This window comes from Amycolatopsis sp. NPDC003731 (genome assembly GCF_053586895.1).
This window is the reverse complement of the sequence record NZ_JBSFNC010000195.1, coordinates 1-14,157: the sequence shown is the minus strand read 5'-3', so window position 1 is coordinate 14,157 and position 14,157 is coordinate 1. Positions and strand designations below refer to the sequence as shown.

Genomic DNA, 14,157 nt, shown 5'->3' with positions numbered 1-14,157 from the left:
TGCCGAACTTCGCGCTCTTCACGCACTGCGGCGTCGACGAAGCGAAGATCGGCGACCGGTTCTACGAGGCCGAGACGCCACTGATCGGCCCGGCCCGCAGCGCACCACCCGGCTGGGACAACCCGTACCAGGAAGGCACGATGACGCTCGCCCCACCGGCCTCCGCGGTCTTCCGCGACCACCTCGGCCACGAGGTCCGGTTCCGCCTACGGCCCGGCGCGACGGACTTCAAGCAGCTCTGCGAGTAACCGAAACTGTCGTACCCCCTTCCTATCGTGATCCGGGTGAACCGAACCGATCGTCTCTACGCCATCGTCGAAGAACTGCGCGCCGTCGCGCCCCGGCCACGCAGCGCGCGCTGGCTCGCGGACCGGTTCGAGGTCAGCGTCCGCACCGTCGAGCGGGACATCAGCGCCCTGCAGCAGTCGGGTACGCCGATCTACGCCGAGCCCGGCCGCACCGGCGGGTACTGCCTCGACAAGGCGCACACCATGCCGCCGGTCAACCTGACGCCCGCCGAGGCCGTGGCCATGGCCCTGGCGCTGAGACACCTCGAGGGCACCCCCTTCCGCGCCGAAGGGCGCTCGGCCCTGCGCAAGCTGGTGGCCGCGATGCGGCGGGAGGACACGGACGCGGCGAAGAACCTCGCCGCCTGTGTCCACCTGCTCGGCGACGGTCCGATCCCGCCGATGCCGCAGGTGCTCAACATCCGCCGCGTCCTGCGCATCCGGTACACCGACCGCGCAGGCGCCGTCACCCGGCGGGAGATCGAGCCGCTCGGCTACGTCGGCAAGCCCGAGCACTGGTACCTCATCGCCTGGTGCCGGCTGCGCCAGGAGATCCGGGCCTTCCGCACCGACCGCATCGTCTCCTTCACCGTGACCGCCGAGATCCCGCCCCTACGCCCGCTGCGTCCCGAAGACCTTGAGATCCCGTACGGCGACGTCCACCAGCTCACTTTGGCGGGGTGAACACGGAGAAGTGGTTCCCCGCCGGGTCGAGCAGGTGCGCGAACGTCACGCCGACCGGGTTGACGCTCGGTGGTCGCTGGACCCGACCGCCGGCCTTCTCGACCTGGCGGCAAGTGGCGTCGACGTCCTCGACCAGCACGGTGAAGATCGCGTACTCCTCCGTGCCCGTGGAGAGCCCGCCGCGGGAGCCGCCGGTGTCGATCACCCGGTAGGCCGGGTCGGTGCTCGCCGAGGTGTCCTGGGCGACCTTCCAGCCGAACACCTCGCCGTAGAACCGTTCGGCGGCCGCCGGGTCCGCGGTGCCGATCTCGAACCAGGCGACGTCGTTGAATCCGGGCATGTCGTTCCTTCCGCTGCCACGCCGGGCCTCTCCCGGTCTGCGCCCAGTCTCGGCGGCGGTAACGACAACCCCCTGTCGGTGTTTACGAAACTTCCCGAAGAGTCGTCAGGAACGCGTCCGTTGTCACCCGGTCGCGGACCGCCAGCCGCAGGTGGTCCGGGCCGAGGCCGGGGAACGTGTCCCCTCGCCGCACCGCGTAGCCCGCCTCGCGCAGGCGCGTGCGCAGGGAAGCGCCATCGGGAACGCGCACCAGCACGAACGGGCCGCGCGGATCACCCAGCACGTCGACACCCTGCGCGCTCAGGCCCGACACCAGGTATTCGCGGTCCGCTTCCGCGGCCACCGCCAGCTTCTCCGCCTCCTCCAAAGCGGACGGACGGCAGCACGCCACTGTCGCCACGCCGGCCAAAGTGGACACCGACCACGGCACCTGCACCGCCCGCAGCCGCTCGACGACGTCCGCCGGAGCGAGCACATACCCCGCGCGCAGGCCGGCCAGCCCCCACGTCTTCGTCAAGCTGCGCAGCACGACGACACCCGGATGCCCGCCGGCCAGGCTCTCGACCTCGCCGGGCACCGCGTCCAAGAACGCCTCGTCCACCACGAGCAGCCGGCCGGGGCGCGCCAGGGCGAGCAGCGACGCCGCCGGGTGCAGGACCGACGTCGGATTGGTCGGATTGCCGACGAACACCAGGTCCGCGTCGTCCGGAACCAGCTCCGGGGCGAGCACGAAGCCGTCCTCTTCGGACAGGATCACCCGCTCGACCGCGTGCCCGGCAGCACGCAAAGCCGCCTCGGGCTCGGTGAACTGCGGGTGCACGACCACCGCGTGCCTGGGGCGCAGAGCCGAAGCGAGCAGCGTGAACGCCTCCGCCGCCCCGGCCGTGACCAGGACTTCTTCAGGTGCGCGGCCGTGACGTGCGGCCACCGCCTGCGCTGCGTCCACAGTAGACGGATAAGCGGCGAGGGAGTCCAACGCGGAAGCCAATTCCTGCTGCAGCCACGAAGGCGGCCTCGGCAACCGGACGTTCACCGCGAGATCGACCAGCCCCGGCCCCACCTCGCGGTCGCCGTGGTGGTGCAGGTCGTAGTCAGCCATGGGCCCGGACCCGCGCCGCGAACCGCTGCGCCAGCTCGGGATACCCCGCCCAGTGGACGTGCAGGTACGACGCGTGCAGCGTCGGTGACGCGAAGCCGTCCAGCTGCCGATCCCAGCCCCATGCGGCCGAAGTGCCGTGTGACGGCGTCACTTCGGTGCGGTGGAATTCGTGCCCGGTGACGCGCTGCCCGGCCGTGGCCAGCAGGTTGTCCTCGACGGCGACCGCACGCCGGTAGCCGAGCTTGCCGCGAGCGGTCATCTTGGCGTCCGCCGGCACGGCGCCGACCATCGGCACACCGTCCAGGGACTGGCACAGGTACAGCAGCCCCGCGCATTCCGCGCTCACCGGCATCCCGGCCTGGATGGCCGAAGCCACGGCAGCACGCAACGCCGTGTTCGCCGACAGCTCGGCCGCGTGCACCTCGGGAAACCCGCCACCGAAGTACAGGCCGGCGCACCCGTCGGGCAACGCCTGGTCCCGCAACGGGTCGACGTCCACGACCTCGACACCGCACGCCTCCAGCAGCTCGATGTTCTCGGTGTAGCGGAAGGTGAACGCCGGACCGCCGGCCGCCGCGATCGTCACTGGCGGACCATCCACACCGGACGGTTCCCACGGCGGCGAGGAAAGCCGAGGCGCACCCGACGCGATCCGGACGATCGCTTCCAGGTCGACGCCGTCGCGCACCCAGGCAGCCAGCGCGGGCAGGACGTCCTGCGCCTCCGCAGCCCGTTCCGCCGCGGGAACGAGCCCGAGGTGCCGGCTCGGCGCGTGGATCTCTTCGTTGCGGTACAACGCTCCCAGCAGCGGAACACCGGTGGCTTCCAGCGCGGACGCGATCTCGTCGAGGTGCCGCTGCGAGCCGAGCTTGTTGAGGATGACGCCGGCGAGCCGCACTCGGTTGTCGTAGTGGGCGAAGCCGAGCACGGTCGCGGCGACGCTGCGGGAGGCGGCCGAGGCGTCGACGACCAGCACCACCGGCGCGTCCAGCACCCGGGCCACGTGGGCCGTCGAGGCGTAGCCCTCGGTGCCCAGCGCGCCGTCGAACAGGCCCATCACGCCTTCGATCACGGCGATGTCGGCGCCGTGAGAACCGTGCCGCAGCAACGGAACCAGATGTTCTTCACCTTGGAGGAAGGGGTCGAGGTTGCGCGCGGGACGTCCGGTCGCGAGCGCGTGGTAGCTCGGATCGATGAAGTCCGGCCCGACCTTGTGCCCGGACACCCGGTGCCCGGCCGCGCGCAGCGCCGCCATCAGCCCGGCGGCGATCGTGGTCTTGCCGTGCCCGGAACCGGGCGCGGCGACGACCACCCGCGCTACCACTCGATCCCCCGCTGGCCCTTCTGGCCGGCGTCCATCGGGTGCTTGACCTTGGTCATCTCGGCGACCAGGTCGGCGGCCTCGACGAGCTCCGGCGGCGCGTACCGGCCGGTGATGACGACGTGCTGGTGCCCGGGCCGGTCGACCAGAGTGGACACGACGTCGCCGACCTCGAGCCAGCCCCACTTGAGCAGGTACGAGAACTCGTCGAGGACGTAGAAGTCGTGCGTCTCGGCCGCGAGCCGGCGCTTGATCTCCGCCCAGCCTTCCCGCGCGTTCGAAGCGTGGTCCTCTTCGGTGCCGGACTTGCGCGCCCAGCTCCAGCCCTCGCCCATCTTGTGCCACTCGACCGGCCCGCCCTGGCCGGTGTCGTCGTGCAGCTGGCCGAGCGCGCGGAACGCGGCTTCCTCGCCGACACGCCACTTCGCCGACTTGACGAACTGGAACACGCCGATCGACCAGCCCTGGTTCCAAGCCCGCAACGCCATCCCGAACGCGGCCGTCGACTTGCCCTTCATCTCGCCGGTGTGCACGGCGAGCAGCGGCCGGTTGCGGCGCTGGCGCGTGGTCAGGCCGTCGTTCGGGACGGCGTCCGGTTTGCCCTGCGGCATCAGGCGGCCTTTCCGGTCCGGGCGCGGACGGCGGCCGCCAGCGCGTCGGCGGCGACGTCGGCGAGGGGGACGTGGTCCGCGCCGAGGTGGGCGGCGAGGTCGGCGGCCAGGCCGAGGCGCATCTTGCCGCTCTCGCAGTCCATGACGATCGTCGTGACGCCGCTGAGCAGGCCGGCCGCGGCCTGGGCGCGCGCGACGGCGTCGGGCCCGCTGGTGGCGCGGCCGTCGGTGACGACGACCAGCAGCGGACGGCGCCGTGGATCGCGGATCTCTTCGACGCGCAGCACGCGCGCCGCCTCCAGAAGTCCCTCGGCCAGGGGTGTCCGGCCGCCGGTCGGGAGGCCTTCGAGGCGGGACGCGGCCGCGTCGACGCTGATCGTCGGCGGCAGCGCGAGTTCGGCCGCGTTGCCGCGGAACGTGACCAGCCCGACCTTGTCGCGGCGCTGGTAGGCGTCGAGAAGCAGCGACAGGACCGCGGACTTGACCTCGCGCATCCGCGCCTTCGCACCCATCGAGCCGGACGCGTCGACGCAGAACAGCACGAGGTTGCCTTCGCGGCCTTCGCGCAGTGCGTAGCGGACGTCCTCCGGCCGCAGCTTCAGCCCGGCGCCGGCCCGGCCGCGGGCTTTCTGGTGCGGTGCCGCGGCTTTCACGGTCGCGACCAGGTGGGGCCGGCCTTCGCGGACGCTGCCCGGCTGGACGCCGATGGTCCGGCCGCTGTCGGTGATCGCGCGCGAACGGCGGCCGCGCTCGCCTTCGCCCATGCCCTTCACGCGGAAGACGCGGGCCTTGAACGTCTCGCCGGCGCCGACCGTCTTCTGCTGGCCGCCGCTTTGCCGCGGTTCGCCTTGCGGCGCGTTTTCGCTGCCCTGGGGCGGTTCGGGGGCTTCAGGCGGCTCCGACCCCGAACCAGGGCCGTCGTCCTCGGGTCCCGAGTCCGGTTGAGCGTCCTGAAGGGCCTGCTCCAGCTGCTCTTCGGAGATGCCCGGCGCGTCGAACGGGTTGCGGCGGCGCCGGTGCGGCAGCGCGAGGCGGGCGGCGACGCGGACGTCCTCGGTGGTCACCTCGTCGCGGCCGGCCCACGCCGCGTGCGCGACCGCGGTGCGGGCGGTGACGATGTCCGCGCGCATGCCGTCGACCTCGAAGGAGGCACAGACTTCGGCGATCTGGCGCAGAGCCTCGTCGGGGAGCTTGACGGCGGGCAGAAGCCGTTGCGCCGCTTCGATGTCCGCCGCGAGCTGGGCGTCTTCGCCGGCGTACTGCGCCGCGAAGGCGTCGGGATCGGCTTCGTAGGCCAGGCGACGGCGGACGACCTCGACGCGCTGCTCCGGGTCGCGGCTGGAGGCGACCTCGACGGTCAGCCCGAACCGATCCAGCAGCTGGGGCCGCAGTTCGCCCTCTTCGGGGTTCATGGTGCCGATCAGCACGAACCGGGCCGCGTGCGAGACCGAAACGCCTTCACGTTCCACGGTCGCGCGGCCCATCGCGGCGGCGTCGAGGAGGGTGTCGACGAGGTGGTCGTGCAGCAGGTTGACCTCGTCGACGTAGAGCAGCCCGCGGTGTGCGGCGGCGAGCAGGCCGGGCTGGAAGTCCGTGACGCCCTCGGCGAGGGCGCGTTCGAGGTGCAGGCTCCCGATGACGCGGTCTTCGGCCGCGCCGACCGGGAGTTCGACCAGCTTCGCGGGACGTCGGTGGCCGGTCGCGCCGTCGTGCGGGCCGTCCGGGCAGAGCGGGTCGGGCGCCGCGGGATCGCAGGAGAACCGGCAGCCGTCGACGACGTCGACACCGGGCAGCAGGCCCGCGAGCGCGCGGACCATGGTCGACTTCGCGGTGCCCTTTTCGCCGCGCACCAGCACCCCGCCGACGGCGGGTGAAATCGAGGAGAGGACCAGCGCCAGGCGCAGGTCCGGCAGCCCGACGACGGCGGTGAACGGGTACGGCTTCAACAGCGCTCCTGAGGTCGGCGACCGGCCGATCATCGCACAGCGCATGCCTCGCTTAGGGTGGGAAATCGTGCGCGAAGAATCACGTCCACCGGCTGCCGGAGCGGACCGCCTGACCGTGGTCGGGATCGGGGCCGACGGCTGGTCCGGGCTGTCGGAGCAGGCCAAGTCCGCGGTGCTTGCCGCCGACGTCGTGCTGGGGGCGCCCCGGCAGCTGGGTTACCTGCCCGAGGACGTCCCGGCGCAGGCGTGGCCGACGCCGTTGCTGCCGGGGCTGGACGCGGTCATCGCCGAGCACGAAGGCGCCCGGATTTGCGTCCTGGCCAGCGGAGATCCGTTTTTGTCGGGGGTGGGTGCCACACTGGTGGCCCATGGATACGAGGTCGAGGCGCTGCCTGCGCTCTCCTCGGTGACACTGGCCCGGGCACGGCTGGGCTGGTCCGCCGAGGAGACCGAGGTGGTCACCATCGTCGGCCGGTCGTCCGCCCGCGTCGCCCGGGTGCTGGCGCCGCGCCGGCGAGTGCTCGTCCTGGGTGCCGACGCGCCCGCTTTGCGCTCCCTGCTCACCGTGCGGGGTTATGGCGAGAGCGAGCTGATCGCGTTGGAGAACCTGGGCGGGCCCGACGAGCGCATCTCCGACGGCTGGGCCGGCGATCCCGGACCGCTGACGGTGTTCGCGCTGGAGTGCACGGGTCCGGCGTTGCCGCTGATCGGCATCCCGGACGACGTGTACGCCCACGACGGGCAGTTGACCAAGCGCGACCTCCGAGTGTCGGCGCTGGCCCGCCTCGCGCCGAGTCCCGGCGAGTTGTTGTGGGACGTCGGCGCGGGCGCGGGCAGCGTCGGCATCGAGTGGTCCCGGCTGCACGGGCTCAACCGTGCGGTCGCGATCGAACGCTCCGCGGAGCGGGCCGAGCGGATCGGCCGGAACGCATTGGACCTGGGAGTACCGGAACTGGAGGTGGTGGCGGGGGAAGCACCGGAAGCGCTGAGCGCGCTGCCCGCACCGGACGCGGTCTTCATCGGAGGCGGCGTGACGGCGCCGGGCGTACTGGACGCGTGCGTGGCCACCGGCGCACGGGTGGTGGCGCACGGGGTGACGCTGGAGGCCGAGCAGGTGCTGGCCCGGGCGTACGAGCAGCACGGAGGCGAGCTCCTGCGGATCGGCGTGGAGCGAGCGGCCCCCCTGGGCGGCTTCACGGGCTGGACCCCGGCGCGGGTCGTGACCCAGTGGAGCAGCCAGTGAGAGCGCACGCCTACCCGGGCTTCGCGGGGTCACCGGCGGGCCGGCACGAGGCCACCGGCTGGGCGGCCATGCCCGCAGGGCAGCCGATGACCGGCGCTCGGCCAACGGCCGCGAGCCGCGAGCCCGAGTCCACCGGGGCTCCGGCGGACCGGCGCGAAGCCGCGCACCTGGCCACGGGCCGGCAGCCCGACGTCGCCCAGGCGGCGGCGCGCGCCGGCGCGGCTCTCCGGAGCAGCCGATGACCGTGCACTTCATCGGCGCCGGGCCCGGGGCCGCCGACCTCATCACCGTGCGGGGCCGGGATCTGCTCGCGCGCTGCGGTGTCTGCCTCTACCCCGGCAGCATGACGCCACCCGACCTGCTCGCGTACTGCCCGCCCGGGGCCGAGCTCGTCGACACGGCGAACCTCAGCCTCGAGCAGATCGTCGCGAAGCTCGTCGAGGCCCACGCTGCCGGGCACGAGGTCGCGCGGCTGTGCTCGGGCGATCCGTCGCTCTACAGCGCCGTCGCCGAGCAGGTGCGGCGGCTCGATGCGGCCGGTGTTCCCTACGAGGTCGTGCCCGGCGTGCCCGCCTTCGCCGCTTCGGCCGCCGCGCTGAAGCGGGAGCTCACCGTGCCCGAAATCGGGCAGAGCCTGGTGATCACGCGCGTTCAGGCACGCTCCACCAAGATGCCGCCCGGCGAGACCCTCGCCGCCTTTGCCGCGACCGGGGCCACGCTGGCGCTGCACCTCGCCATCAACCACGTCGAACGGGTGGCCGACGAGCTCAGGCCCCACTACGGCGAGGACTGCCCGGTCGCCGTCGTCGCGCTCGCGAGCCAGCCCGGGGAGACCGTCGTGCGCGGGGTGCTCGGCGAACTGCCCGTCCTCGTGCGCGAAGCCGGGATGACGCGCGCGGCCACCATCTTCGTCGGGCGGGTGCTCGCCGCGACGAACTTTCCCGACAGCTTCCTCTACTCGAGTGCCCGGGACCGGGCGAACCAACCGGAGTCGTTGTGACGGAACTGCGCTGGGGCCTGCTGGCCGCCGGGACGATCGCTGCCCACTTCGCCGCGGGCGTCGACGAAAGCAAACACGGCGTCCTCGGCGCCGTCGCCGCGCGGGACGCCGGCCGGGCGCGGGACTTCGCCACGCGCTTCGACATCCCGAAGGCCTACGGCAGCTATGAAGAGCTCCTCGCCGATCCGGACATCGACGCCGTGTACGTCTCGACGCCGCACGCGCTGCACAAGCAGTGGGCCATCGCCGCCGCCGAAGCCGGGAAGCACGTCCTCTGCGAGAAGCCGCTGACGATCACCGCGGCCGATGCCGAGGAGGTGATCGCCGCCGCTCGGGCGCACGACGTCTTTCTGATGGAGGCGTTCATGTACCGGCTGCACCCGCAGACGCGGCGGCTGGCCGAGCTGATCTCGTCCGGCGCCATCGGCGAGGTCCGCGCGGTGGACACCACCTTCTCCTTCGACAGCAACCCCGAGGAGACCGCCCGGCTGAGCGACCCGGCGCTCGGTGGCGGCGGGATCCTGGACGTCGGCTGCTACTGCACGTCCCTCTCCCGGCTGGTCGCGCAGGCCGCGACCGGGCAGGACGTCGTCGAGCCGTCCGAGGTCAGCGGAATGGCGCACCTGTCCGCCACCGGCGTCGACGAGTGGGCGACCGGCCTGCTGCGCCTGCCCGGCGACATCCTCGCGACGATCTCGTGCGGGATCCGGCTGACCCGCGAGGACGGCATCCGCGTCTTCGGCTCGGGCGGGCAGATCCACATCCCGGAGCCGGCGTGGATCCACCCGCTGCGCAAGCCCGGCGTCTCGCAGATCATCCTGACCCCGGCGGGCGGCGAGCCGGAGGTCATCGAGGTCGAAGCCACCCAGGGCGTCTTCGCGCGCGAAGCGGACCACGTCGCCGCGCACGTCGATGACCGGCAGGCACCCGAGCTGACCTGGGCGGAGACCCTCGCCAACCTGCGCACGCTGGACCGCTGGCGCGAGGCCGTCGGCTACGGGCGTTCCTCGTGATCCTCATCCTCGGCGGGACCGGCGAAGCCCGTCAGCTCGCCGAAGCGCTCTCCGCGCGCGAAGTGCGCGTTGTCTCTTCGCTCGCGGGGCGCGTCGCACGGCCAAGGCTCCCGGTCGGCGAAGTGCGCGTCGGCGGCTTCGGCGGCCCCGAGGGCCTCGCGCGGTACCTGCGCGAGAACCAGATCACCGCCGTCGTGGACGCGACGCACCCCTTCGCCGAACGCATCGGCGCGAACGCGGCGGAAGCGGCCGAGCGAACGAACACGCCCCTGCTGCGGCTCGCGCGGCCGGGCTGGCAAGCGGGCCCGCAGGACGTCTGGCACTGGGCCGACGACCTCGCCGACGCCGCCCGGCAGCTCCCCCACCTGGGCAAACGCGTGTTCCTCACCAGCGGCCGCCAGGGTCTCCCGGCCTTCGCGCACCTCGACGACCTGTGGTTCCTCATCCGGTGCGTCGACCCGCCCGAGCCGCCGCTGCCGCGGCACCACGAACTCCTCCTCGCGCGCGGGCCGTACGAGGTGGCCGCCGAACGGGCGCTGCTCGGCCGGGTCGACGTCCTGGTCACCAAAGACTCCGGCGGCCCGCAGACCAGCGCGAAGCTGACCGCGGCCCGTGAGCTCGGGAAGCCCGTCGTCGTGGTCCGGCGGCCTGCGCGGCCGCGTACGGAGACCGCCGAAACCGTCCCCGAAGCCGTCGAATGGGTCCTGCACCGATGATCGAAGAGTTCTACGAAGTCCTGCGCAAGCGGCGGGACGTCCGCGGCGAGTTCACCGGCGAGCCGATCCCCGAGGCCACGCTGACGCGGATCCTCGAGGCCGCGCACGCCGCGCCGAGCGTCGGGCTCACTCAGCCGTGGGATTTCGTGCTGGTCGACGACGTCACGACGCGCGAGAAGTTCGCGAAGCACGTCCACGAGGAGCGTGAGGTCTTCGCCGGGCAGCTCGGCGAAGACCGCGCCGGCACCTTCGCGAACATCAAGATCGAAGGCATCCTCGAGGCGAGCCTCGGCATCGTCGTCACCTACGACCCGGCGCGTGGCGCGCCCGACGTGCTCGGCCGGCACGCCATCGCCGACGCCGGGCTCTACTCGGTGTGCCTCGCGATCCAGAACCTCTGGCTCGCCGCGACCGCGGAAGGCCTGGGTGTCGGCTGGGTGAGCTTCTACCGCGAGCCCTTCCTGAGCGAGCTGCTCGGCATCCCGGACGGCGTCCGGCCGGTCGCGTGGCTCTGCACCGGGCCGGTCGGCGAGCTGGCGGCCGTTCCGGACCTCGAACGCCACGGTTGGCGCAGCCGCCGCCCGCTGTCCGCGGCGATACACCACGGGCGGTTCACCCGGCGTGACCCGGGGGCTGCGTCAGCCGCCGACCTCTGACCCGTTAGCGTTGCGCCGATGCGTCTGATTGCCGTAGCGCTGGGGTTGCTCTCGGCCTTGTGCGCGCTGGCTTTCCCCTTCCTGCCGGTGGTGCAGGACACGGCGGAGGTCGTCTGGCCGACCGGCAGCGACACCCGCTCCGTCAACGCGCCCTTGACCGGGTACTGGGCCCAGGACCTGCGGGCCGAGGTGCCGTGCGCGACCATCCGCTCGGTCGACGCCCGCACGAACGGTCCGGGCCTGCTGTTCGCCACCGTGCCGGACGGCCGCACCGACCCGAACGCCGGCAAGGGCGTCGGCCTGCAGCTGCGCATCGACAACGGCGTGCTGTTCGCCTCGAGCCAGGGTCAGCAGATCGCCCAGCAGCCGCTGCCCGCCGAGAAGTGCGACGTCGAGCTGGACGTCGACGCGACGCAGATGACCCTGGCCGTCGCCGGGACGCCGATCTTCCACGCGAACGGCGACGTCCGCCCGCGGCTGGTCGGCATCTACTCGTCGATCAACTCGAGCAAGGACCCGATCGCCGGCCTGCACGTTTCGGTCGTGCCGGACACGCGGTACCAGACGTCGCCGACCGCGCTGAAGATCGTCGTCGGCGTGCTCGCCGTGCTGTCGCTGATCGGCTGCCTGATCGCGGTCTGGCGGCGCGACTCCGGCTTCGCGAGACGCGCGCCGCGCTGGGCGCCGGTCGGCTGGTGGCGGCTGACCGCGCGGGACGCGACGGTGATCATCGCGCTCGGCGCGTGGGTCTTCATCGGGCCGGTGACCTCGGACGACGGCTACATCCTCACGATGGCCCGGGTCACCGAGGCGACCGGCTACCTGACGAACTACCACCGCTGGTTCGGGGTCGCCGAGGCACCGTTCGGCTGGTTCTACCACGTCTTCGAGCTGATGACGCACGTCAGCACGGTGCCGCCGTGGATCCGACTGCCGTCGTTCCTGCTCGGCGTGCTGAGCTGGCTGCTGATCAGCCGCGAGGTGATGCCGCGCCTCGGCAGCCAGATCCGCACCAGCCGCCCGGCCAGCTGGGCCGCGGCGACGGTGTTCCTGATCTGGTGGATGCCCTACAACAACGGCGTCCGCCCGGAACCGGTGGCCGCGCTCGGCTCGCTGCTGGCGATCTGTGCGGTCGAGCGCACGCTGGTGACGCGGCGGCTGCTGCCGCTGTGCCTCGGCCTGACCGCAGCCGGGTTCACCCTGGCCGCGACGCCGACCGGGCTGATCGCGGTGGCGCCGTTCCTGGTCGCCGCGCGCCCGCTGTTCAAGCTGATCCGGCAGCGCGCGAACGAGAGCGGCTGGCTGCCGGTGCTGGCGCCGGTCGCCGCCGCGGGACTGCTCGTGCTGGTCGTGGTGTTCGCCGACCAGACGTTCGCGACCGTCCAGGAAGCGACCCGGATCCGGACCCAGGTCGGCCCGAACCTGTCGTGGTTCCAGGAGCTCGCGCGCTACCAGCTGCTGTTCGCCGACCTGCCGGACGGTTCGGCGCCACGCCGGTTCCCGGTGCTGCTGGTCGTCCTCTGTACCGCCACCTGCCTGGTGGTGCTGCTGCGCCGCAGCCGGATCCCCGGCGCGGCGCTCGGCCCGGCCCGCCGCCTGATCGGCACCACGGCGCTGTTCTTCCTGCTCCTGGCCCTGACGCCGACGAAGTGGACGCACCACTTCGGCGCGTTCGCCGCGGTCGGCGCGTCGATGGCGGCCCTGGCCGCGCTCGCGACCAGCTCGACGGTGCTGCGGTCCCAGCGCAACCGCGCGGCGTTCCTCGCGGCGCTGCTGGTGGTCGCCGCGCTGGCCGCGACCGGGCCGAACACGTACTGGTTCGTCTCCCGCCTCGGCGTCCAGTGGACGAACGTGGCCCCGTCGATCGGCGGCCTCCCGCTGTCGACGATCCTGCTGGTCGCGGCCGCGATCGCCGGGATATACGCGTTCGTCGAGAACGTCCGCGCGCACCGCCCGGGCCTGCCGGACCAGCCCCAGGAAGGCCGGCTGCGCGCGCTGCGGCTCGGGTCGCTGTCGCTGGTGGTGGTCTGCGGCCTGGTGGCGGCGGGCGAGTTCGTCACGATGGCGTGGGCGATCCACAACCAGTCCGGCAGCTACAGCCTGGGCGCGGCGAACGTCGGGCACCTGTTCGGCAAGAGCTGTAACCTCTCCGACCACGTCATGGTCGAGCGCGACGCGGCGACGAGCATCCTGCACCCGCAGGCCGAGCAGCGGACCGTCGCGGAGAAGCCCAAGGAGCCCGAGTCCCCGCTGCCGAACCCCGACCAGGACAACGGCCGCGTGCAGACCGGCTTCCACACCCGCCCGGTCGACGACAAGGACCCACTGGCCGAGCCGCCGCACGGGTTCACCCCGGAGAAGGTGCCGATGTGGTCGAGTTACCTCGACCCGGAGACGCGCGCCGGCCGGCTGCGCAGCGACTGGTACGCGCTGACGGAGAAGCCGGCGGACGGCCAGATCGTGGTGGCGACGGCCGGGGCGGCCCGCCGCCCGACGTCGGTCAGCCTCGACTACGGCGTCGACACCCCGGACGGCGTGAAGGTGCTGCGCAGCCAGTTCATGCTGCCGCCGGGGTCGGGCACGGGCGGCTGGAACGACACCCGCATCAACCTGCGCGACCTGCCGCCGGAGACGAACGCGGTCCGCATCAACATCGTGGACAACGACCTGACGGAGGACGGCTGGATCGCGGCGTCGGCGCCGCGCGTCCCGACGTTCACGACGCTGACGGACCGCATCGGCTCGAAGCCGGTGTACGTGGACTGGCCGGCGTCGTTCGTGTACCCGTGCGTCCAGCCGGTGACCAGCCACGACGGCATCTCCCAGGTCCCGGACTACCGCATCACGGCCGGCGGCCTGGCGGACGAAGCCCAGTGGGCGTCTTCGACGAACGGCGGCCCGATCGGCTGGCTGGAGGAGCTGGCCGAGGAGCCGGAGGTGCCGAGCTATCTGATCGGCCAGCCGAGCCAGTCGTGGGGCCAGCTGCTGCAGATCGAGCCGTTCACCGAGGGCATCGCCCCGACGATCGTCCACGGCGAGAAGACGGTGCCGGGCTGGTGGTCACCGGGTCCGGGACCCCGCCAGCCGAACGGCAAGGACCCGACGCGTTGACCCGTCGTGAGTGGTAAGGCGGGTTAGAACCCGCTTTACCACTCACGACCCGCCCCGGGAGACCAAGTAGCGGCGGGGGGTGCAGAACATGCCGTTGTAGGGGATCGGAAGAGCGGGGGGTGGGGAAAAA

At 72.5% G+C, this 14,157-nt stretch carries 13 protein-coding genes and 1 pseudogene; 9 read left to right on the top strand and 5 right to left on the bottom strand.

Translation table 11 applies throughout. The annotated features are described in order from the left end of the window. Together ACWDN5_RS42550 and ACWDN5_RS42545 are read left to right on the top strand one after the other, a co-directional pair. Window positions 1-248 (top strand): annotated as a pseudogene (locus tag ACWDN5_RS42550) (hypothetical protein); the annotation flags it as partial. Between the two features lie 36 nt (window positions 249-284). Beyond that, window positions 285-971 (top strand): helix-turn-helix transcriptional regulator, encoded by a 687-nt coding sequence (locus ACWDN5_RS42545; RefSeq protein WP_449680262.1) that lies wholly within the window; start codon window positions 285-287, stop codon window positions 969-971. Here the strand turns inward: ACWDN5_RS42545 and ACWDN5_RS42540 are convergent. The 5 genes from ACWDN5_RS42540 to ACWDN5_RS42520 form a co-directional block, all read right to left on the bottom strand. Beyond that, entirely contained in the window at window positions 955-1,311 is a 357-nt protein-coding gene (locus ACWDN5_RS42540) for a VOC family protein (RefSeq protein ID WP_449680261.1), read from the bottom strand. The genes ACWDN5_RS42545 and ACWDN5_RS42540 overlap by 17 nt on opposite strands. An 82-nt stretch (window positions 1,312-1,393) precedes the next feature. Next, window positions 1,394-2,410: an Rv2231c family pyridoxal phosphate-dependent protein CobC gene (gene cobC / locus ACWDN5_RS42535; RefSeq protein ID WP_449680260.1), complete on the bottom strand. Its 1,017-nt coding sequence runs from the start codon at window positions 2,408-2,410 to the stop codon at window positions 1,394-1,396. Further along, window positions 2,403-3,734 carry a cobyrinate a,c-diamide synthase gene (locus ACWDN5_RS42530; protein WP_449680259.1) on the bottom strand — a complete coding sequence of 444 codons (1,332 nt, stop codon included), beginning with the start codon at window positions 3,732-3,734 and terminating at the stop codon, window positions 2,403-2,405. The genes cobC and ACWDN5_RS42530 overlap by 8 nt, the downstream gene beginning before the upstream one ends. Continuing rightward, entirely contained in the window at window positions 3,728-4,342 is a 615-nt protein-coding gene (gene cobO, locus ACWDN5_RS42525) for a cob(I)yrinic acid a,c-diamide adenosyltransferase (RefSeq protein WP_310971206.1), read from the bottom strand. Before cobO ends, ACWDN5_RS42530 begins: the two co-directional genes overlap by 7 nt. Continuing rightward, a complete protein-coding gene (locus tag ACWDN5_RS42520) occupies window positions 4,342-6,288 on the bottom strand; it encodes a putative cobaltochelatase (protein ID WP_449680258.1) in 1,947 nt (648 codons plus the stop codon). The genes cobO and ACWDN5_RS42520 overlap by 1 nt, the downstream gene beginning before the upstream one ends. A 43-nt stretch (window positions 6,289-6,331) precedes the next feature. Between ACWDN5_RS42520 and cbiE the strand changes: the two genes are divergently transcribed. The 7 genes from cbiE to ACWDN5_RS42485 are packed head-to-tail and all read left to right on the top strand — an operon-like array spanning window position 6,332 to window position 14,027. Further along, window positions 6,332-7,531 (top strand): precorrin-6y C5,15-methyltransferase (decarboxylating) subunit CbiE, encoded by a 1,200-nt coding sequence (cbiE, locus tag ACWDN5_RS42515; protein WP_449680257.1) that lies wholly within the window; start codon window positions 6,332-6,334, stop codon window positions 7,529-7,531. Continuing rightward, entirely contained in the window at window positions 7,528-7,773 is a 246-nt protein-coding gene (locus tag ACWDN5_RS42510) for a hypothetical protein (RefSeq protein WP_449680256.1), read from the top strand. Before cbiE ends, ACWDN5_RS42510 begins: the two co-directional genes overlap by 4 nt. Further along, on the top strand, window positions 7,770-8,531 hold the full coding sequence (cobM, locus tag ACWDN5_RS42505; protein ID WP_449680255.1) for a precorrin-4 C(11)-methyltransferase: 762 nt from the start codon (window positions 7,770-7,772) through the stop codon (window positions 8,529-8,531). The genes ACWDN5_RS42510 and cobM overlap by 4 nt, the downstream gene beginning before the upstream one ends. Next, window positions 8,528-9,544 (top strand): Gfo/Idh/MocA family protein, encoded by a 1,017-nt coding sequence (locus ACWDN5_RS42500; protein WP_310971201.1) that lies wholly within the window; start codon window positions 8,528-8,530, stop codon window positions 9,542-9,544. Before cobM ends, ACWDN5_RS42500 begins: the two co-directional genes overlap by 4 nt. After that, on the top strand, window positions 9,541-10,260 hold the full coding sequence (locus ACWDN5_RS42495; protein ID WP_310971200.1) for a cobalt-precorrin-6A reductase: 720 nt from the start codon (window positions 9,541-9,543) through the stop codon (window positions 10,258-10,260). Before ACWDN5_RS42500 ends, ACWDN5_RS42495 begins: the two co-directional genes overlap by 4 nt. Then, complete coding sequence (gene bluB / locus ACWDN5_RS42490) at window positions 10,257-10,916, top strand: 5,6-dimethylbenzimidazole synthase (protein ID WP_449680254.1); 660 nt, start codon at window positions 10,257-10,259, stop codon at window positions 10,914-10,916. The genes ACWDN5_RS42495 and bluB overlap by 4 nt, the downstream gene beginning before the upstream one ends. Before the next feature lie 18 nt (window positions 10,917-10,934). Beyond that, complete coding sequence (locus ACWDN5_RS42485) at window positions 10,935-14,027, top strand: arabinosyltransferase domain-containing protein (protein ID WP_449680253.1); 3,093 nt, start codon at window positions 10,935-10,937, stop codon at window positions 14,025-14,027. Window positions 14,028-14,157: the final 130 nt, after the last annotated feature.

Excerpts from the sequence above, each read along its gene's own strand:
- ACWDN5_RS42540 (WP_449680261.1), bottom strand. The coding sequence starts at position 1,311 with ATGCCCGGATTCAACGACGTCGCCTGGTTCGAGATCGGCACCGCGGAC.
- cobC (WP_449680260.1), bottom strand. The coding sequence starts at position 2,410 with ATGGCTGACTACGACCTGCACCACCACGGCGACCGCGAGGTGGGGCCG.
- cobO (WP_310971206.1), bottom strand. The coding sequence starts at position 4,342 with ATGCCGCAGGGCAAACCGGACGCCGTCCCGAACGACGGCCTGACCACG.
- cbiE (WP_449680257.1), top strand. The coding sequence starts at position 6,332 with ATGCCTCGCTTAGGGTGGGAAATCGTGCGCGAAGAATCACGTCCACCG.
- cobM (WP_449680255.1), top strand. The coding sequence starts at position 7,770 with ATGACCGTGCACTTCATCGGCGCCGGGCCCGGGGCCGCCGACCTCATC.
- bluB (WP_449680254.1), top strand. The coding sequence starts at position 10,257 with ATGATCGAAGAGTTCTACGAAGTCCTGCGCAAGCGGCGGGACGTCCGC.
- ACWDN5_RS42485 (WP_449680253.1), top strand. The coding sequence starts at position 10,935 with ATGCGTCTGATTGCCGTAGCGCTGGGGTTGCTCTCGGCCTTGTGCGCG.